This is a genomic window from Pseudomonas sp. AD21, from assembly GCF_002878485.1.
Taxonomy (GTDB): Bacteria; Pseudomonadota; Gammaproteobacteria; order Pseudomonadales; family Pseudomonadaceae; genus Aquipseudomonas.
In genome coordinates this window covers 31,974-49,530 of record NZ_NQYG01000026.1, presented here as the reverse complement: position 1 = coordinate 49,530, position 17,557 = coordinate 31,974, and the positions used below count along the sequence as shown (strand labels likewise).

The window sequence follows — 17,557 nt, the reverse complement described above, 5'->3', positions numbered from 1 at the left end:
AAAGCGACCAGGCACCCGCAGAGGTGCTTCCAGCCATCCAGCCTTGATCCGTGAGAACGTTATGGAACCCGGAAACGCCCAACTGTCGATGACGGTACTGATGACCCCCGACATGGCCAACTTCTCTGGCAATGTCCACGGCGGTACCCTGCTCAAATACCTCGACGAAGTGGCCTACGCCTGCGCGAGCCGCTATGCCGGCCGATACGTGGTGACGCTGTCGGTGGATCAGGTGATTTTCCGCGAGCCGATCCATGTCGGCGAACTGGTGACCTTCCTCGCGTCGGTCAACTACACCGGCAACACCTCGATGGAAGTCGGCATCAAAGTGGTGACCGAAAACATCCGCGAGCGCTCGGTGCGCCATACCAACAGCTGCTTCTTCACCATGGTCGCGGTGGATGACCAACGCAAACCGGCTTCGGTGCCACCGCTGCAACCGCAGAACAGCGAAGACAAGCGCCGCTACATGCAGGCCCAGCAGCGCCGGCAGATTCGCCAGGAGCTGGAGAAGCGTTATCAGGAGATCAAGGGCGACGCCTGATCGGCCCTTTGGAATGATGTCGTTTTACAGATAGCCTTCGCGAGCAAGCCCCACACATTTAATCGCCGTTCTCCCATGAGAACGCGGTCGAATGTGGGAGCGGGCTTGCTCGCAAATGGGCGTAACGCGGTCTTACAGACTGATCGCCGTCGCCTCGAATTTCACCCGCGGATGCGCAATCCGGTCCTGCGCCCGTACCAGTTGCAGTTCATAGCTGGCACACGCCTGAGTCTCCAGCAGCACTTCATGCACCGCCGCTGCGGTGAATTCAAACGCCGCCACCAGGCTGTCGCCCAGCAGCACCCGCGCCAGGAACAGGCCGGACGTCAGATCGCCCACGCCCACCGGCTGACGCGGAAACGCCAGCAGCGGACGGCGCAGGTGCCAGCTTTCGTCAGCAGTCACCAACAACATCTCGAAACCATCGGCCGGCTTGCCCGGATAATCCAGATGCTTGACCAGCACCGCTTTCGGCCCGCGCGCCAGCAGCGCCCGGGCCATCGCCAGGCAATCGAACAGCGACTGCGGCTTGCGCCCCAAGAAGCTATCCAGCTCCAACTGGTTCGGGCACATGATGTCTGCCACCGCTGCCGCTTCCTCCAGCAGGAAGTCACTGACTTCAGCTGGCACACTGCAGCCTTTCTCCGGATGTCCCATTACCGGGTCGCACAGGTACAGGGCCTTCGGATTGACCGCCTTGATGCGCGCAACGCCACTGAGAATCGCCCGGCCCTGCGCCGCGCTGCCCAGATAACCTGAGAGCACCGCATCGCAGTTGCCCAGCTCGCCGATGGCGGCGATGCCTTCGACCAGTTCCGGAATCTGCTGCGGCGCCAGCACTTCACCGGCCCATTGGCCGTACTGGGTGTGGTTGGAAAACTGCACGGTGTTGAGCGGCCAGACATTCACCCCGACCCGCTGCATCGGAAAAACCGCAGCGCTGTTGCCGGCGTGGCCGAAGACCACATGGGACTGAATGGCGAGCAGATGAGGCGTACGTTTCATTCGGGTTATTCCGTAAAACGATTGAAATTCAAGCCGCGCAGTATGCGACGAAACACAGCCTGTACGACAGACCGGCGACGCAGTTAAGCTGGGCCAATCTTTTGGAGTTTCCTGTTGATGCTGACCCTCGAAAACATCTTCGTGCTGATGCTGTTCGCCGCTGCCGGCGCATGGCTATGGCACAACCACGGCTTGCGCGAACGGGCGCTGGAGCGGGTCAAGCAGCATTGCATCAACGTCGGCGTCGAGTTGCTGGACGGCAACGTCGCGTTGAAGAAAATCGGTTTGATCAAAGATGCCAGCGGTCGGCGGCGCCTGGCCCGGATCTACAACTTCGAATTCACCGTGACCGGCGAAACCCGGCACAACGGCACCATCACCCAGTTTGGCGCGCACAGCGCGCAGATCGAACTGGCGCCCTACCCGGCGCCGTTCGACGACACGCCACCGGTGGTCGAAGTCACTCGCCCACGGGCCGAAGTGATCGAACTGAGCCAGTGGCGCCAGGAACACAACAAGTGGAAGCCGTAGCTAATCCGCCTGAACCCGGCATCGCGCCAGGCCGGCCTGCAAAGCATCGACATTCTGCGGATCGGCGAAGATCAGTTCGATACGCGAATCCCGGCGCCATTCGCTCAGTTGCCAATTGAGCTCAGCGTTATCCAGAGCATTGGCCGACACCCAGCCCTCCTCGCTGTGGATAACCAGTTTGGCCCGCCGCCAATTCAGGGCCTTCAGCCATTCGCTCACGCGTTGCGTAACGAACGTCTGGCTCGGGTGCCAACGCCAGCCGATACTCCAGCCACCCTCCTGCGCCTGATTCAGGCAGATCGGCACTGTCGGATCGCTCCAGAGCGACGGGATCGGCCCAGATCCCTTGGGCACAGCGAAGTTATCCACACCCGCTACGGCTTTCGCAGTCACACCCGGTAGCTCGCGCAAAGGCAGTTGCGCCTGCTGCGTCCAGATCAGCCTGACCGATGGCAAGCGCTCGGCAATGGTCTGCCGCACGGCCTCATCCAGACTTTCGGCCTTGTTCAGCAACAGCAAACCAGCGCTGGCGAGCGCCTCTTGCTGAGCGCTCGGCAGGGCTTTCCCGGCGGCAAGCGCCTGTGCGTCCAGCACCAACACACAGGGCTGTACCGCGAGTACACCCAGCCATGGTGCAGCGCTCAACTGCTTGAGCAATTGCGCCGGATGGCCCAACCCGGACGGCTCGATGAACAGCCGATCCGGCCTGGCCTTGCGCAGTAAACGACCGAGGCCGATCTGAAACGGCGCGCCATTGACGCAACACAAACAGCCCCCGGCGACTTCGCCCAGTGCGATACCATCGGCGTCGCGGGTCAGCAGCGCGGCGTCTAGACCGATCTGGCCGAACTCGTTGATCAGCACTGCCCAGCGCTCGCCTTCCGGCCGTTGCATCATCAACTGGCGAATCAGGCTGGTCTTGCCGGCGCCCAAGGGGCCGGCGATGACATGAGTAGGAATGTTCTGCAACATGGCTGGGCGTTTTCTGAGGGGATTGGATATGCGTTGGATGGGATGGTCGTTGCTGTTGACGCTGGTGTCGAGCGAAGCCTTGGCTCAAGCCTGCGTGGTGCACAGCCAGGGCGAGCGGCTCGACGTCAAGGTCTGCCAGCAGAACCGCAATATTCCCGAGAAGTTGTTCAACGACGGTTTCTGCCAGCCGACGCTCGCCGGGCAGAACGTCGAGGTGCAGTACGTCGACCAATGCCCGAGCGGCGCATTCGGCGTGTGCAGCAACGCGCAAGTCGCCAATATGCCCTATCGCCAAGATATCCACTATTACGGTGTTGCCTCCGACGCGGCGTATTTAAAGCCGTACTGCGAAGGCCAGAGCCAGGGCAAGTGGCTCAAGCCTTGAGCCGTCAGCCGAGCCAGTCGAGGGTCAGCAGCAGTCGTCGTTCACCCGGTGCTGGTTGCGGGGAGCGGTGAATCAGGCCGAAGCCTTCGTTGCCGTGCCATTTCTCGCCTTTCAATAGCGCCACGTCCGCGCTCTGCAGTTGCTGGATCTGCGCCATGTCCTGCGGCTCGGCGTTTGCCTGGCCCAATTGCTCGCGATCCATCACCCCTTCCTTGAGCCACTGACTGCCGATTCCCGCGTATGTGGTGATCAAGCGCACTGGCACGTGATCGACATGAAAGCGCGGGCACATGGCCTTGTCCAACACCCGCAGGCGCAGGCCGACACGGCGTGCACCCAGCAGACAGGTGAAGGCACTGACCAGCCATTGCAGATCAGCGATAAAGCCTTCGTAGCCTTCCAGATCACGGAATCCGGCGGCCAGTCCGCTGAGATCGGGGGCGGCGTCTTCGTCCGGCAACTCCAGGCAAAGCGATTCTGCCAAAGGCTCGTTTAGCGACAGCAACAACGCTGCGAAATCGGCGATGTGCAGCGGCAGTTGGCGCTGCCAGACCGCGAGATTGACGTCATCTTCGAGGATTCGCGTGAGTATTTCCGGCGTCGCCCCTTGGTGCTGTTGGCGTACCCGGTTTTGTTGCAGTTTGAGCGCAAGCATCAGGCAGCCTCATCGTGCCAGGGGCCGAACGGATCCGGCAGCATGCGCCAGCCTTCGGCGCCAGCGGCCATTTCCTGATCCGTCAGCAAGCAGGCGTCGAGTTCAGCTGAGAGCTGCGAGAAATCGATGTTCTGACCAATGAATACCAGCTCCTGACGGCAATCGCCGACACTCGGCGTCCAGTTTTTCATGATTGCCGCGGTGCTTTCCTGATCCTGCGGCCATTGGTTTTCAGGGACGAAACGCCACCAGCGTCCGGCAAAACCATGGCGCATCAGGCCGCCCGCCTGTGACCAACTGCCCGCATCGGTGGCTTTGCTGGCGAGCCAGAAGAAGCCTTTGGAACGCAGCAATTTGCCGTTCGTCCACGGACGGTCGATGAAGTTGTAGAAGCGCTGCGGATGAAACGGGCGGCGCGCCCGGTAAGCGGTGGAGGCAATGCCGTACTCGGTGGTTTCCGGCACATGTTCACCGCGCAACTCCTGTAACCAGCCGGGGGCCTGGGCGGCTTTGTCGAAATCGAAACGTCCGGTGTTGAGGATCTGCTCCAGCGGCACCTCGCCCATCACCATCGGGATGATTTGCGCCTGAGCGTTGAGGCGCTTGAGGATTGCTGTCAGCTCGTCGCGCGCCTGGCGGCTGATGAGGTCGATCTTGCTGATCAGCAGTACGTCGGCGAACTCGATTTGCTCGATCAACAGGTCGGTGATCGAGCGTTCGTCTTCCTCGCCCAATGTTTCGCCTCGGGAGGCGAGGCTCTCGGCGGCCTGATAGTCGAGGAGAAAGTTCATGCCGTCGACTACTGTAACCATGGTGTCGAGTCGCGCAACGTCGGCGAGGCTCTGGCCCTGTTCATCGCGGAAGGTAAACGTTTCGGCGACTGGCAGCGGTTCGGAGATCCCCGTGGACTCGATGAGCAGATAATCGAAACGACCCTCACGGGCGAGCTTGCTGACTTCTTCAAGCAGATCCTCGCGTAACGTACAGCAGATACAACCGTTGCTCATCTCCACCAGTTTCTCCTCAGCACGATTCAGGCTGACATCGCGCTGAACTTCGCTGCCATCAATATTGATTTCGCTCATATCGTTAACGATGACAGCGACGCGCAATCCATCTCGATTACGTAGTACGTAATTCAAAAGTGTACTTTTTCCGGCGCCGAGAAAGCCCGAAAAAACGGTCACGGGAAGTGGCGATGACATTGGATAATCCTCATCAGGTTGTGGCCGATGGGCGTTTATGCCGGGACATGGCGTAACGCACCGCGCTCTCTGGCTTCAAAACAGCGTTGTGGCAGAAGCAGACGCTTTAAATCGGCGAGCTCAGGCTCAATTCAATTTTATGTTATAGTATAACAATATAAATACGCCAGACCCGCTCTTGCCCAAACCGATAAAGAGCAGGAAGCTGCACGCAATCTGCCCATCGGGAACCATCATGAAAAATGCCCTGAAATGCTCGCTGTTGAGCCTTGCGTTGCTGTCGGGTATCGACGCCTGGGGACAGACTCCAATGCTCGCCAACTGCACGCGCAGCGCCAATCTGCTGGCCTGTATCGATGCACAAGGCAACGCCTACAGCGTGAACACAGTGGGCAGCACGATTTACCTACGGGGCTTTGAAAAGGACGGCAAACGATACTGGGCGCAGACCAACAGCCGTTTCGGCCAACTGACGTTCTTCACCGGAATCGCCTCTGATGGGGAAGCCTGGGTGGGCTATACCCGTCGGGTCGGCTGGACGACGATCAATCGTTTCTCCAGCTCAGGAGGCGGCAGCGCGAAATTCACCTGCAGCCGGATCACAGGCTGCTAAACCTGAGTTTTTTGCTGCTCCTGCTGCCAGGCGATGTAGCTGTCGATCGGCGGATTCTTCTGAAAATAACGCTGCAATCCTTCGAACAAACCGTTAGCGATAGCTTGCTGATGTCGGGTTGTCACCAGGCGCTGGCTGTCACGCGCGTTGGAAATGAAACCGGTTTCCACCAGAATCGATGGCACATCCGGTGACTTCAACACCGCAAATCCCGCCTGCTCCACGCGCTTCTGATGCAACGTGGTAATGCCTTGCAGACTACCCAGTACGGTGCTGCCCAGTTGCAGACTGGCGGCAATGGTGGCGTTCATCGACATGTCGAGGATCACGCCGGCGAGCATCGGATCCTTGTCCTTGAGGTTGAGCAGACTGGTTGCGCCGAGCAGATCCGCACCGTTCTCACGTTGCGCCATAAAGCGCGCTGTCGCTGACGTCGCACCGCCTTCGGACAGGCAATACACCGAAGCCCCAGACGCGGTCAGACGCGGTGCCGCATCGGCATGCACCGAGATGAACATGTCGGCCTTGTGCCGACGAGCGATATCCACACGCTTGCGAAGGGGCACAAAAAAGTCATCATTGCGCACCAGTTTTACGTCGAAACCCTTCTCCCTTTTCAGCCGTTTGGCGAGCAATTGCGCGATGGAAAGCACCACATCTTTTTCCCGCTCGCCCTTGGCACCGACCGCGCCGGGGTCCTTACCGCCGTGTCCTGGATCAACCACGACGATAATATCGCGTTTGGCGTGAACACTATTCGCGGGTGTTTCACGTGGAACCATTGCCGTATTCGGTGCCTGTTTGGCGTTCACCAAATCAAGCACCAAGCGGTGTCCCTGACCGTCTTGGGGCGCCAAAAGAAAGCTGTTCAATAGCACCGGATTGTTTAGATCGAGCACGATCCGCGTATCACCTTGGCCAAAGTGTCCGGAGCGGATGGAGCGAATGACCGTATCCGCCAATGCCAATTGACTGAAATCACCGCTCAAACTCGCCCCGGAAAGATCAATGATCAAGCGCTCTGGCGCACTCAGAGTGAAGGTTTTGTAGCGCACTGGTCCGCTCAAATCGAAGACCAACCGCAGCTTTTCCTCCGAACGCCAGAGCCGCGCATTGCGCACTTGCGTGGCCGAAACACTGAAGGGCAAAGCGAAGGCTGCGCTAGCAAGGAACAAATTGAGCAAGTGGCGTCTGTGCATATGAAAACCCGTTCATGAAAAAGGCATCGTGATTTGAATTGTTATAATGTAACATTAAATTCACTCAACACGATGGTCCCGAACATGAATTCGCTGACACTTCCGGATATCGCGACTCAAGCCGCTCGCCAAGCTCTACCGCTTGAGTGGGTGGGAATGCGCGGCGTTGCTTTGCCCGTTCTGCTGGAAGGGCAACGTCTGAACGCGAAGGCTGATGCGGGCGTGAGTCTCGATGATGGCGAGACACGCGGTATTCACATGTCGCGGCTGTATCTGGCGCTGGATAAGCTCGAACAGCAACACCTTTCTCCTGCAATTTTGCGTCAGATACTGCAGCGATTTCTGGACAGCCATGAAGGTCTGTCCAACAGCGCCTACCTGAATATTCATACCGATTTGCTGCTTAGAAGGCCGGCGCTGGTCAGCCCTTTATCCGGCTGGAAAACCTATCCAGTGACCCTCGAAGCCAGTCTGAGAAATCAGATGTTCCACGTGGAACTAAAAATCGAACTCCCCTATTCCTCGACCTGCCCATGCTCTGCAGCGTTGGCAAGACAGTTGATCCAGCAGCAATTCATCAACGACTTCGCCAACAAACCACTGCTGCATGCCGACGTTCTGACTTGGCTCGGTTCAACTCAAGGCATCGTCGCTACCCCTCACAGCCAACGCAGCACTGCGCAGTTACACCTGCATCTGGACGAGTTCATCGATGAACTGCCACTGAGCGCAATCATCAATGATGCTGAAACCGCGCTCGGCACCGCCGTACAAACCGCAGTAAAACGCGCAGATGAACAAGCCTTCGCCCTCGCCAACGGACAGAACCTGATGTTCTGCGAGGACGCCGCCCGCCGACTCAACCTGGCACTGCGTCGCTCTCCAGGTGTCAGCGGCTTCCACTTGCGGGTGATTCACGCTGAAAGCCTGCACGCCCATGACGCGGTCGCTGAAAGTCATTGGACCCGGGAGCCTGCATGATTCGCTGCCAAGCCCTGAGCTGGGGCGCTCCCGGCTATCCCCTGACATCACCGCTGGATCTTGAGCTGGACGGCGGCAGCCTGACCGCCATCATCGGCGCCAATGGCTGTGGCAAAAGCAGTCTGCTGAAAGTCATCGCCGGGCTACAAAAGCCCTTGTCTGGCAAAGCCCTGCTGAGTGTTCCGCGGCAAAGCGGACTGTCGTTCCTTCCACAGCAACAGCACCTTGATCGTCAGTTTCCCATCAGCCTCGAAGAACTGGTGGCCGCCGGATTCTGGGGACGCCGGCTCTCCACGCAATTGCGCACGCAACGCCTTGCCGACGCCCTTGAGCACTGGCACCTGAGCGGCCTGGAAAAACGTCCTCTCATGGCCCTCTCTGGCGGCGAACTGCAACGTGCCCTGCTCGCCCGGTTGAGCCTGGCCGACGCGCCGTTGCTGTTACTCGACGAACCCCACGCCGCGCTCGATGAACACGGTCAGCAACTGCTGTGGCAACACATCCATGCCTGGCACAACCAAGGGCGGACGCTGGTGGTGGTTTGCCACGATCTCGCCGCCGTCCGCCAACACATTCCACAAACACTGCTGATCAAACACAGCGAGTGCGTGTTCGGCCCCAGCGGTGAACTCATCCAGCAAACACCGCATACGCAGGTAGCCTGATGCTCACCGTCGTTCACCTCTGGCAACCGTTCAACGAATTCGTGTTCATGCGCCGAGCGCTATTAGGTGGATTGTTGTTGGCTTGCAGTACAGCTCCACTCGGCGTGTTCCTGATCCTGCGGCGCATGAGCCTGATCGGCGACGCCGTCGCCCACGGCATTCTTCCCGGCGCCGCATTGGGATTCTGGTTCGCCGGTCTGAGTCTGCCCGCGTTGACCCTCGGTGGTCTGGGTGCCGGCCTGAGCATGGCCGGACTGGCCGCCTGGATCACCCGACGCACCGGTCTGCGCGAAGACGCCAGCCTCGCCGCGATCTACCCGATCTCACTCGCCAGCGGTGTGTTGATTCTCGGCATCGCCGGCAAACGCCTCGACTTGCTGCACCTGTTGTTCGGCTCGGCACTGGCGGTCGACGGCCCTACTCTTCACGGCATGTTATGGGTCTCGGCATTCAGCCTGATCGCCATGACGGTGATCTACAAACCGCTGCTGCTCGACACGCTGGATCCACTGTTTCTGAAAACCGTCAGCCGTCTCGGCCCACTCGCCCACGGCGTATTCCTGACCCTCGTCGTACTGAATCTGGTGATCGGTTTCCAGGCCATCGGCGCGCTGATGGTAGTGGGTCTGATGATATTGCCAGCCGCCGCTGCGCGTTTCTGGAGCCGACGCTTACCGGTGCTGATCGCCATTGCGGCGCTTATCGGCTGCCTGTCGGTGTGGTGCGGATTGTTGATCTCGTTCTACTACTCGCTGCCCAGCGGCCCGGCGATCGTACTGGTCGCGGGTATCGGTTATCTGCTGTCCGTGGTGTTCGGGCCGGTGCACGGCTTGCTGCGCCGCCCGCCTTTGCTCACATCCCAATGAGGTGTTTCCCGATGCGCGCTCTACTCGTGTTGTTCGGCCTGCTGCTGTCGATGTCGTTGTCGGCGGCGGAGAAATTGCCGGTGGTCACCAGCTTCAGCATCCTTGCCGACATGGTGCATCAGGTCGGTGGCGAACATATTCAGATCACCAACATGGTCGGCCCGGACGCTGATGCGCACACCTATGAGCCGACGCCGGACGACGCCAAGGCATTGCTCAAAGCCAAACTGATCATCAAGAACGGTCTCGGTTTCGAACCATGGCTCGATCGACTGGTGACCAGCACCGGCACCCAAGCCCGGCTCATCAGTGCCAGCCACGGTGTGATTCCGCGCTCGCTCAATGAAGACGGCGATACCATTCCCGACCCTCACGCCTGGCATAACCTGGCCAACACCGAGCTGTACATCGCCAACATCACCAAGGCGCTGATCGCGGCCGATCCGGCGAACAAGGCCGACTACCAACGCAACAGCCAGACCTACCTGAAACAGATCTACGCTCTGCTTGCCGAAGCCAAGGCCAAGCTCGGTTCGCTGCCGCCGGGCAATCGCAAGATCGTCACCAGTCACGATGCCTTCGGTTATCTCGGTCAGGCGTATGGCATCGACTTCATGGCCCCGCAAGGTCTCTCCACCGAGCGTGAACCTTCGGCTGCCGAAGTCGCCGCACTGATCACGCAGATCCGTCAGGCCAAAGTCAAAGCGGTGTTCATGGAAAACATCAAGGACGCGCGCCTGCTCAAGCAGATCGCCGAGGAAAGCGGCGCACACATCGGCGGTACCTTGTACTCCGATGCCCTCGCCGCCAGTGGCCCGGCCAGCACCTTTGCCGGGCTGTTCGAATACAACCTCAACACCCTTTACGCCGCGCTGAGCCAACCATGATCCGCAAGAATCCTTCAGGCGATCTGCCGCAGATTGCCGAGTCGGCCTACGTCGACAAAACCGCGATCATCTGCGGCAAGGTGGTCATCGGCGAAAACGTGTTCGTCGGGCCCTACGCCGTGATTCGTGCGGATGAGGTGGACGCCTCAGGCGCGATGGAGCCGATCACCATCGGCGCCAATTCGAACATCCAGGATGGCGTGGTGATCCACTCCAAATCCGGCGCCGCCGTGACCATCGGCGAATTCACTTCGATCGCTCACCGTTCTATCGTGCATGGTCCATGCGTGGTCGGCGACCGGGTGTTCATCGGCTTCAACAGTGTGCTGTTCAATTGCGTGGTCGGTGACGGCTGCGTGGTGCGGCACAACTCGGTGGTCGATGGCCGCGATTTGCCCGACGCGTTCTACGTGCCCTCCACCACCCGCATCGGCCCCAACACCGACCTCTCGCAGTTCCCACCGGTGAGTGTCAGCGCCTCGGAGTTTTCCGAAGACGTGGCGCGCACCAACGTCGATCTGGTGCGCGGTTACAAAGCCCTGCAGAACGAGTTCTGAACCATGAGCAGCGTGCTGATTCGCAACGCCAGACTGGTCAACGAAGGACGCGAATTCGACGGCGATCTGTTGGTCAGCCATGGCCGCATCGTCAAGATCGCGCGCAGCATCGACGGTGAAAATGCGCGGGTGGAAATCGACGCTCGTGGCCAGTGGCTGGTGCCGGGGATGATCGATGACCAGGTGCATTTTCGCGAACCGGGGGCGCCGGCCAAGGGCTGCATTCACACCGAGTCTCGAGCGGCAGTGGCGGGCGGCATCACCAGTTTCATGGACATGCCCAACACCCAGCCGGCCACCCTCACCCTCGAAGCGCTGGCCGATAAAAAGCGTCGGGCGGCGATCAGCTCCGTGGCCAATTACGGCTTCCACTTCGGCGTTAGCCAGGACAACCTCGACACCGTCGCCGCGCTCAATCCCTGCGAAGTCGCCGGGGTCAAAGTGTTCATGGGCGCCTCCACCGGCAACATGCTGGTGGATGACCCGAAGATCCTCGAGCGCCTGTTCGCCGAAGTGCCGACGATTCTGTTGGCCCATTGCGAACACACGCCCAGCATCGAGGCCAACGCAGCCCGCCTGCACGGGCGCCAGGGCGAACACTTGCCGGCGAATATCCATGCGCTGATCCGCGATGCCGAGGCTTGCTATCGCTCCTCTTCACTGGCGGTGGAACTGGCGAAACGGCACGGCACCCGCCTGCATGTCCTGCACCTGACCACCGCTCGCGAGTTGGCGTTGTTCGAGGACAAACCGCTCGCACAGAAACACATCACGGCTGAGGTTTGTCTGCATCACCTGCTGTTCGATGACCGCGACTATCCAGCCCTCGGCAACCTGATCAAATGCAACCCGGCAATCAAGACCCAGGCCGACCGTGACGCTTTGCGCGCGGCGTTACTGAGCCATCGACTGGATGTGATCGGCAGCGATCACGCACCGCATACCTGGGCGCAAAAGCAGCGCCCTTATGCCGAGGCGCCCAGCGGTTTGCCGCTGGTGCAGCAGGCGTTGCCGGCGCTGCTGGAACTGGTGGCCGACGGCGTGCTGCCGATCACCACATTGGTGGCGAAGACCAGTCACCGGGTGGCGGATCTGTTTGCGATTCCGGATCGGGGTTATTTGCGTGAGGGCTATTGGGCGGATCTGGTGCTGATTGAGCCAGCGGCTCTGGAAGTGTCCCGGCAACCGATTCTGTCGCAGTGCGGCTGGACGCCATTTGCCAACAGGGCTTTTCGGCATCGGGTGAGTACAACACTGGTGTCGGGGCAGATTGCGTGGGATGGCGGACGGGTGAATGAGGGGTGTCAGGGCTTGCCGTTGCGGTTTATGCGCTGATCATCAAAACGCTTTCGCGAGCAAGCTCGCTCCCACAAGTTGGAATGCATTTCCCTGTGGGAGCGAGCCTGCTCGCGAAGCATTTAAGCTCTTGGCTTAACAGCGCCGCAATCCTGACCCAACCACACCGCGCGGGTTTCCAGACTGCCCTTCTGGTTGATCCCGATGGCATTGAACGTGCCGTTGGCCACGGTGGTGAATTCACGATCACTGAGGAACGTGGCAACGCCAGTGCCCTGCGCTTTCGGGCAACTGAAACGGAATTTCCACTGGTTACCGGTGCGCTCGGTGATCTGCTGTTTGCAGCCTGATTGTGGATCGGCCAGCGGTATATCGTTGGTCGCAACCTGCTGCGGCGTCAGGCAGGCACGAATGCCCTTGCCGCCGATGTTGATCCCGTTCTTTTCCAGCGCCGCGCGCTGTTGTGGAGTCATCTGGCCTTGAAGCTGGCCGAGGATCGATTGCACATCCATTGGCTGGTCATCGACCTTGACGTTGCTTGAGGTCATCTCCCACAGCCCCGGCTGCAGCATTTGCGCCTGTGCAATCACCGGCATTGCCAAACCCAGGCCCAGCGCCAAACCCAGCAGACGAACGTTCATCGAAAAACTCCTGATCAGTAGTGGCCGTTAGACGTCGGCCGATGGCTTCGGTTCATGGGCCAATTAAATAGCGACAATCGCGCCGGAACATGGTCTGTTACGCATTGAATCTTCAGGAGCAAGGCTGCCCCATGGATTATTTTGGACCGCACATTTTCGGTTATCTGATCGCCCTCATACATAGCCTCGGCTTGATCGCCGCCATTCACGCGGTGCTGACCGTACGCACCGCGCAAGGCTCGATCGCCTGGGCATTGTCGCTTATTTTCATTCCCTACCTGACCCTCATCCCTTATCTGGTTTTCGGCCGCAGTACCTTCGACGGTTACATCAAGGCGCGGCGCCAGGCCAACGAACAGATGCGCCAGGCGATTTCCGAGTTGAACTGGCGACCGTGGGTGGAAGAAGCCCTCACCGCCCGCGCCTCGAATGCCTACGCCTCGCTCCGCGCCATGCCCAAACTGGGGCGCATGCCGTGTCTGGCGAACAACGAAGTGCATCTGCTGGTGAATGGCCACGCGACGTTTTCGGCGATTTTCCAGGCCATCGATCAGGCGCGCGAAGCTGTGCTGATCCAGTTCTTCATTATCCATGACGACCGCCTCGGGCAAAGCCTGCGCGACCTGTTGCTGAAGAAGGCCGCAGAAGGCGTAGCGATTCATTTGCTCTACGACCGGATCGGCAGCCACGCCCTGCCCCACAGCTACGTGCAAGCGTTGCGCGACGGCGGTGTCGAGGTCGAAGCCTTCGCCACGCGCAGCGGCTGGCTCAATCGCTTTCAGGTGAATTTCCGCAACCACCGCAAAATCGTCGTGGTCGACGGCGTGCTCGGCTTTGTCGGCGGGCATAACGTCGGCGATGAATACCTGGGCGAGAAGCCGCCACTGGCGCCATGGCGCGATACCCACGTTCAAGTCCGCGGCCCGGTGGTGGCCTGCATGCAGGAGTCGTTCGCCGAGGACTGGTTCTGGGCCGCACGCACGCTACCGCCGCTGATCCTGCCGGATGTCTACCCGGAGGATGGCGTGCTCTGCCAACTGCTGGCGAGCGGTCCGGCTGATGCCTACGAAACCTGCTCGCTGTTCTTCGTCGAAGCGATCCATGCGGCGACGGAACGGGTGTGGATCACCAGCCCGTATTTCATTCCCGATGAGGCGGTATTCGCCGCATTGCGCCTGGCAGTGCTGCGCGGTGTCGATGTGCGCCTGCTGCTGCCCTCGCGTCCCGATCACCGCATTGTTTACGCAGCGTCCAGTCTTTATGCGTTCGAAGCGGTGCGTGCCGGCGTGCGGGTATTCCGCTATGAACCCGGGTTCCTGCATCAGAAAGTAGTGTTGATCGACAGCGAAATCAGCGCCATCGGCAGCGCCAATCTGGATAACCGCTCGTTCCGGCTGAATTTCGAAGTGATGCTGCTGACGGTCGACAGCGAGTTCGCCGCCAACGTGGAACAGATGCTCAACGACGACTTCGAACAGGCTTACGAAGTCGCTAAAGAGGAAAGCCGGGAGGTCCACCGCCTGCAACAGCTCGGCATGCGGATCGCCCGGCTTATTTCACCGATTCTTTAGAACGGACATCCCCCTCTGCCACAGAGGGGGATGGTTCAGGTCTCAAGGATGGTAGATGTCGTCGCGGGTCCAGGGCAGTTCATGGCTGCCGTCCGGATGTGCTTTCACCGCCAGAATCTGGTGCAGATTGATCCAGCCACGGGCGAACGCGTAGGCACACCCGGCCAGATACAGCCGCCAGATGCGCAACGCCTGATCCGGTACCAGTTTCCCGGCGGCTTCGAGGTTGTCCTCCAGACGCTCGCTCCAGTGGTCCAGCGTGCGCGCGTAATGCAGGCGCAGGCTTTCGACGTCGACAATCTCCAACCCGGCTTCGCTGATCTCGGCCGAGATCATCGACAGATGCGGCAGCTCGCCGTTGGGAAATACGTACTTCTCGATGAAGTCGCCAGCACCGCGTCCCACCGGACGGCCATCGGTGTGTTTGGCGGTGATGCCGTGGTTCATCACCAGGCCTCCCTCCTTCACCGCACCGAACAGGACTTGGCAGTATTCGGCGAGATTGGCGTGGCCGACGTGTTCAAACATGCCGACGCTGACCACCTTGTCGAAGCGACCGTCCTGCGGCAGATCACGGTAGTCGAGCAGTTGCAGTTCGATCTGGTCTTCCAGGCCTTCAGCCTTGACCCGCTCCCGGGCCAACTCCAATTGCTCCTTGCTCAGGGTGATACCGAACACCTTGGCGCCGAATTCCCGCGCGGCATAACGCGCCAGGCCACCCCAGCCGCAACCGACATCCAGCAGATAGTCACCGGGCTGCAGGCGCAGTTTGCGGCACAGATGGCGGAATTTGGCTTGTTGCGCCTGCTCCAGGGTTTCACTGCCGGTTTCGAAATACGCGCAGGAATACGCCATTTCACTGTCCAGCCACAGCTGGTAGAACGCGTTGGACAGGTCGTAATGATAGGAAATGGCTTTGGCGTCGGTTTCCTTGTCGTGCAACGCACGCACTGGCTGGGCGTCGTCGTCTTCATCGAGCAAGGCACTGCTCAATTCGTCGCAGACCCGGATGACCTCGCTGATCGAGCCCTCCAGTTCGAGCTTGCCTTCGACAAACGCCGCCCCCAGCGCGTCGAGACTTGGATGCGTAAACTGGGTGACCATCGTCGGGTCCTTGACCACGATGGTGACGCTGGGCGCCGGCCCCAGATTGAACTCATGGCCGTCCCAGAGCCGCAGGCGAAGCGGGAGCTGCAGTTTCTGTAAGGCCGGTGGAAGTTGCGCGAACATGGAAAATCCCCCTTGTTTCAGACGTCAGATCTGAGGGTAGACCATCCTTGAAAAATAGCAGGCTATCGATTTGATTAGCCGAGCCTATCGTTCCAGGCGCTCCAGCAGGCCGTCATGCACCCACTGCTTTAACCAGCTAACGGCCTGAAGTGGTGCGCCCTCACCATAGATGACTGCTAACTCGGCGCACAGTTCGGCGAAATTCCAGCCCTGATTGATCATGCCATTCAGGGCATCGGCCTCGGCCGGATCCAGACTGCGGTAATTGCACAGCAGATCATTGCGCCAGATCAGGCACAACTGCGGGGTCTGAAGTGCCTCGCTGTCCGGGAAATCCGTTGCTTGCTTGACCGAACGCCACAGGGCCAGACTGTTGAATCGATGCTCCAGCCATTGCACCGAGGGTGTCGGTTTGACCTGAAGTGCGGGCCATTCCTGCGCGGACAACGCCGCCATCGCCTCAATCGTCAACGGCGAACCAGACGGCGCGTCGAACGCCAGAGTGAATGCCCATTCCAGCGCCGCCAGTTCACTCAACGGCGCGCTCTGCTGCGGCATCAGATACTCGCGGATAAACGCTGTAACACCACGACCGAGCCAACGCAGGCTGTAGTTCGTAGACGGGTATCGGCGGATGTACGCACTCGCGAGCCCATCGAACTCCTCATCCCCCAACCAGTGATGGATAGCCGGGAAGTCGTTGCGTAGCACCTCCAGCAACCGCGCCTTGTAGGCGTTGTGATAGATCGCCAGCCCCGTGCCCACATCCAGCGTCGGGCCACCGATCAGGCTGGCACTCAAGGTCGGGGGTGCGGTCTTCGCCTCCTCCAGCAGAAACGCCTCAAATGCCAGTTGCCATTCGTTCAGGCGCATTGCTGTCTCCCGGCCAAAACCAGGTCACCCAGTTCGCGGGCCTTATGCAGTTCGTCGAGCAGCTCTGCGAACGGCGGGAAGTGATCATCACGCTCCAGCAGCGTCGCCACCGGGCCGAAATGCTCCAGCGTGCGTTGATACAACGCCCAGACAGGATCGCTGACCGGATGATCGTGGGTGTCGATTACGTAGTCACCATAATCGCTATGCCCGGCCAGATGCAGCTGGCGCACCTTGTCCTTGGGCAGGCTCTGAATGAACGTCCACGGATCGAAGCCATGATTGCGCGAGCTGACGTAGACGTTGTTGACGTCCAGCAGCAACTCGCAGCCGCTGACATGACTCAGGGCCTGCAGAAACTCCCACTCGATGAAGTCATCGGTGGCTGCGCGCACGTAACTGGAAACGTTCTCCAGCACCAACGGCCGCTGCAACACGTCCTGCACCTGCACTACTCGCCCGGCGATGTAGGCAAGGCTTTCTTCGGTGTACGGCAGTGGCAGCAGGTCATGCAACTGATGGGCGTTGCCACGGCTCCAGCACAGGTGATCGGAGATCCACGCCGGTTTGACCCGGTCGGCCAGTTGCTTGAGCTGTTTGAGATAGTCCGGATCGAGGGCATGCGGCCCACCGATGGACAGGGACACGCCATGCATCACCACGGGGTAGCGCTCGGCGATGGCGTCGAGGAAGTACAAGGCTTTGCCGCCTTGCACCATGAAGTTTTCGGAGACCACTTCGAACCAGTCCACGGCCGGCGACTGTTCGAGGATCTGTTGGTAATAGGCGCTGCGCAAACCCAGGCCATAACCCAGGAAAGGAACGGAAGCTGACATGCCAGGACTCCTTTGCAAAGTGGCCGCAGCGGCATCACCCGCTGC

The 17,557-nt window shown here is 60.0% G+C and carries 20 protein-coding genes; 11 read left to right on the top strand and 9 right to left on the bottom strand.

All coding sequences use genetic code 11. The annotated features are described in order from the left end of the window. Nucleotides 1–61: 61 nt before the first annotated feature. Nucleotides 62–544, top strand: a complete 483-nt coding sequence (locus PseAD21_RS16840; protein ID WP_007934430.1) for an acyl-CoA thioesterase — start codon at nt 62–64, stop codon at nt 542–544. A 132-nt stretch (nt 545–676) separates the two neighbouring features. On the opposite strand, the gene pdxY is transcribed toward PseAD21_RS16840, so the two are convergent. Further along, a complete protein-coding gene (gene pdxY / locus PseAD21_RS16835) occupies nt 677–1,549 on the bottom strand; it encodes a pyridoxal kinase PdxY (RefSeq protein ID WP_102356654.1) in 873 nt (290 codons plus the stop codon). A gap of 117 nt (nt 1,550–1,666) precedes the next feature. On the opposite strand from pdxY, the gene PseAD21_RS16830 reads away from it, so the two are divergent. After that, a complete protein-coding gene (locus PseAD21_RS16830) occupies nt 1,667–2,080 on the top strand; it encodes a DUF3301 domain-containing protein (RefSeq protein ID WP_102356653.1) in 414 nt (137 codons plus the stop codon). Here the strand turns inward: PseAD21_RS16830 and PseAD21_RS16825 are convergent, their stop codons facing one another. Further along, nucleotides 2,081–3,052, bottom strand: a complete 972-nt coding sequence (locus PseAD21_RS16825) for a GTP-binding protein (RefSeq protein ID WP_102356652.1) — start codon at nt 3,050–3,052, stop codon at nt 2,081–2,083. Between the two features lie 28 nt (nt 3,053–3,080). On the opposite strand from PseAD21_RS16825, the gene PseAD21_RS16820 reads away from it, so the two are divergent. Next, nucleotides 3,081–3,437, top strand: coding sequence for an NADH:ubiquinone oxidoreductase (locus PseAD21_RS16820; RefSeq protein ID WP_102356651.1), 357 nt, complete (start codon nt 3,081–3,083; stop codon nt 3,435–3,437). Between the two features lie 4 nt (nt 3,438–3,441). Here PseAD21_RS16820 and PseAD21_RS16815 read toward each other — a convergent pair whose 3' ends face one another. Both PseAD21_RS16815 and zigA read right to left on the bottom strand, forming a co-directional pair. Continuing rightward, nucleotides 3,442–4,092, bottom strand: a complete 651-nt coding sequence (locus PseAD21_RS16815; RefSeq protein WP_102356650.1) for a DUF1826 domain-containing protein — start codon at nt 4,090–4,092, stop codon at nt 3,442–3,444. Beyond that, nucleotides 4,092–5,297, bottom strand: a complete 1,206-nt coding sequence (zigA, locus tag PseAD21_RS16810; protein ID WP_102356649.1) for a zinc metallochaperone GTPase ZigA — start codon at nt 5,295–5,297, stop codon at nt 4,092–4,094. Before zigA ends, PseAD21_RS16815 begins: the two co-directional genes overlap by 1 nt. Nucleotides 5,298–5,532: 235 nt before the next feature. Between zigA and PseAD21_RS16805 the strand changes: the two genes are divergently transcribed. After that, a complete protein-coding gene (locus PseAD21_RS16805; RefSeq protein ID WP_102356648.1) occupies nt 5,533–5,910 on the top strand; it encodes a glutamine synthetase in 378 nt (125 codons plus the stop codon). On the opposite strand, the gene PseAD21_RS16800 is transcribed toward PseAD21_RS16805, so the two are convergent. After that, nucleotides 5,907–7,109 carry an N-acetylmuramoyl-L-alanine amidase gene (locus PseAD21_RS16800; RefSeq protein ID WP_102356647.1) on the bottom strand — a complete coding sequence of 401 codons (1,203 nt, stop codon included), beginning with the start codon at nt 7,107–7,109 and terminating at the stop codon, nt 5,907–5,909. The two genes, PseAD21_RS16805 and PseAD21_RS16800, sit on opposite strands and share 4 nt — an antisense overlap. Before the next feature lie 84 nt (nt 7,110–7,193). Here PseAD21_RS16800 and folE2 point away from each other — a divergent pair, with 84 nt between their 5' ends. The 6 genes from folE2 to PseAD21_RS16770 are packed head-to-tail and all read left to right on the top strand — an operon-like array spanning nt 7,194 to nt 12,400. Then, entirely contained in the window at nt 7,194–8,090 is an 897-nt protein-coding gene (folE2, locus tag PseAD21_RS16795; RefSeq protein ID WP_102356646.1) for a GTP cyclohydrolase FolE2, read from the top strand. Continuing rightward, nucleotides 8,087–8,755 (top strand): metal ABC transporter ATP-binding protein, encoded by a 669-nt coding sequence (locus PseAD21_RS16790; RefSeq protein ID WP_102356645.1) that lies wholly within the window; start codon nt 8,087–8,089, stop codon nt 8,753–8,755. Before folE2 ends, PseAD21_RS16790 begins: the two co-directional genes overlap by 4 nt. Beyond that, a complete protein-coding gene (locus PseAD21_RS16785) occupies nt 8,755–9,621 on the top strand; it encodes a metal ABC transporter permease (RefSeq protein WP_102356644.1) in 867 nt (288 codons plus the stop codon). Before PseAD21_RS16790 ends, PseAD21_RS16785 begins: the two co-directional genes overlap by 1 nt. A gap of 11 nt (nt 9,622–9,632) precedes the next feature. Then, nucleotides 9,633–10,508, top strand: coding sequence for a metal ABC transporter substrate-binding protein (locus PseAD21_RS16780; RefSeq protein ID WP_102356643.1), 876 nt, complete (start codon nt 9,633–9,635; stop codon nt 10,506–10,508). Then, complete coding sequence (locus tag PseAD21_RS16775) at nt 10,505–11,065, top strand: DapH/DapD/GlmU-related protein (RefSeq protein ID WP_025112617.1); 561 nt, start codon at nt 10,505–10,507, stop codon at nt 11,063–11,065. The genes PseAD21_RS16780 and PseAD21_RS16775 overlap by 4 nt, the downstream gene beginning before the upstream one ends. Nucleotides 11,066–11,068: 3 nt before the next feature. After that, nucleotides 11,069–12,400 carry a dihydroorotase gene (locus PseAD21_RS16770; protein WP_102356642.1) on the top strand — a complete coding sequence of 444 codons (1,332 nt, stop codon included), beginning with the start codon at nt 11,069–11,071 and terminating at the stop codon, nt 12,398–12,400. A gap of 83 nt (nt 12,401–12,483) precedes the next feature. Here PseAD21_RS16770 and PseAD21_RS16765 read toward each other — a convergent pair whose 3' ends face one another. After that, nucleotides 12,484–13,002, bottom strand: coding sequence for a DUF3617 domain-containing protein (locus PseAD21_RS16765; protein WP_102356641.1), 519 nt, complete (start codon nt 13,000–13,002; stop codon nt 12,484–12,486). 131 nt (nt 13,003–13,133) lie between these two features. Between PseAD21_RS16765 and cls the strand changes: the two genes are divergently transcribed. Beyond that, nucleotides 13,134–14,573: a cardiolipin synthase gene (gene cls, locus PseAD21_RS16760; RefSeq protein WP_102356640.1), complete on the top strand. Its 1,440-nt coding sequence runs from the start codon at nt 13,134–13,136 to the stop codon at nt 14,571–14,573. Between the two features lie 42 nt (nt 14,574–14,615). On the opposite strand, the gene cfaB is transcribed toward cls, so the two are convergent. The 3 genes from cfaB to PseAD21_RS16745 all read right to left on the bottom strand — a co-directional run bounded on the left by cfaB (nt 14,616) and on the right by PseAD21_RS16745 (nt 17,512). Next, nucleotides 14,616–15,803, bottom strand: coding sequence for a C17 cyclopropane fatty acid synthase CfaB (cfaB, locus tag PseAD21_RS16755; RefSeq protein WP_102356639.1), 1,188 nt, complete (start codon nt 15,801–15,803; stop codon nt 14,616–14,618). Nucleotides 15,804–15,887: 84 nt separating this feature from the next. After that, nucleotides 15,888–16,676, bottom strand: a complete 789-nt coding sequence (locus tag PseAD21_RS16750) for a DNA-binding domain-containing protein (RefSeq protein ID WP_102356638.1) — start codon at nt 16,674–16,676, stop codon at nt 15,888–15,890. Then, on the bottom strand, nt 16,667–17,512 hold the full coding sequence (locus PseAD21_RS16745; RefSeq protein ID WP_102356637.1) for a DUF692 domain-containing protein: 846 nt from the start codon (nt 17,510–17,512) through the stop codon (nt 16,667–16,669). Before PseAD21_RS16745 ends, PseAD21_RS16750 begins: the two co-directional genes overlap by 10 nt. Nucleotides 17,513–17,557 lie beyond the last annotated feature (45 nt).

Bases quoted from the DNA above. Each gene is read 5' to 3' on its own strand.
- PseAD21_RS16840 (WP_007934430.1), top strand. From the start codon at position 62: ATGGAACCCGGAAACGCCCAACTGTCGATGACGGTACTGATGACCCCC.
- pdxY (WP_102356654.1), bottom strand. From the start codon at position 1,549: ATGAAACGTACGCCTCATCTGCTCGCCATTCAGTCCCATGTGGTCTTC.
- PseAD21_RS16830 (WP_102356653.1), top strand. From the start codon at position 1,667: ATGCTGACCCTCGAAAACATCTTCGTGCTGATGCTGTTCGCCGCTGCC.
- PseAD21_RS16825 (WP_102356652.1), bottom strand. From the start codon at position 3,052: ATGTTGCAGAACATTCCTACTCATGTCATCGCCGGCCCCTTGGGCGCC.
- PseAD21_RS16820 (WP_102356651.1), top strand. From the start codon at position 3,081: ATGCGTTGGATGGGATGGTCGTTGCTGTTGACGCTGGTGTCGAGCGAA.
- PseAD21_RS16815 (WP_102356650.1), bottom strand. From the start codon at position 4,092: ATGCTTGCGCTCAAACTGCAACAAAACCGGGTACGCCAACAGCACCAA.
- zigA (WP_102356649.1), bottom strand. From the start codon at position 5,297: ATGTCATCGCCACTTCCCGTGACCGTTTTTTCGGGCTTTCTCGGCGCC.
- PseAD21_RS16805 (WP_102356648.1), top strand. From the start codon at position 5,533: ATGAAAAATGCCCTGAAATGCTCGCTGTTGAGCCTTGCGTTGCTGTCG.
- PseAD21_RS16800 (WP_102356647.1), bottom strand. From the start codon at position 7,109: ATGCACAGACGCCACTTGCTCAATTTGTTCCTTGCTAGCGCAGCCTTC.
- folE2 (WP_102356646.1), top strand. From the start codon at position 7,194: ATGAATTCGCTGACACTTCCGGATATCGCGACTCAAGCCGCTCGCCAA.
- PseAD21_RS16790 (WP_102356645.1), top strand. From the start codon at position 8,087: ATGATTCGCTGCCAAGCCCTGAGCTGGGGCGCTCCCGGCTATCCCCTG.
- PseAD21_RS16785 (WP_102356644.1), top strand. From the start codon at position 8,755: ATGCTCACCGTCGTTCACCTCTGGCAACCGTTCAACGAATTCGTGTTC.
- PseAD21_RS16780 (WP_102356643.1), top strand. From the start codon at position 9,633: ATGCGCGCTCTACTCGTGTTGTTCGGCCTGCTGCTGTCGATGTCGTTG.
- PseAD21_RS16775 (WP_025112617.1), top strand. From the start codon at position 10,505: ATGATCCGCAAGAATCCTTCAGGCGATCTGCCGCAGATTGCCGAGTCG.
- PseAD21_RS16770 (WP_102356642.1), top strand. From the start codon at position 11,069: ATGAGCAGCGTGCTGATTCGCAACGCCAGACTGGTCAACGAAGGACGC.
- PseAD21_RS16765 (WP_102356641.1), bottom strand. From the start codon at position 13,002: ATGAACGTTCGTCTGCTGGGTTTGGCGCTGGGCCTGGGTTTGGCAATG.
- cls (WP_102356640.1), top strand. From the start codon at position 13,134: ATGGATTATTTTGGACCGCACATTTTCGGTTATCTGATCGCCCTCATA.
- cfaB (WP_102356639.1), bottom strand. From the start codon at position 15,803: ATGTTCGCGCAACTTCCACCGGCCTTACAGAAACTGCAGCTCCCGCTT.
- PseAD21_RS16750 (WP_102356638.1), bottom strand. From the start codon at position 16,676: ATGCGCCTGAACGAATGGCAACTGGCATTTGAGGCGTTTCTGCTGGAG.
- PseAD21_RS16745 (WP_102356637.1), bottom strand. From the start codon at position 17,512: ATGTCAGCTTCCGTTCCTTTCCTGGGTTATGGCCTGGGTTTGCGCAGC.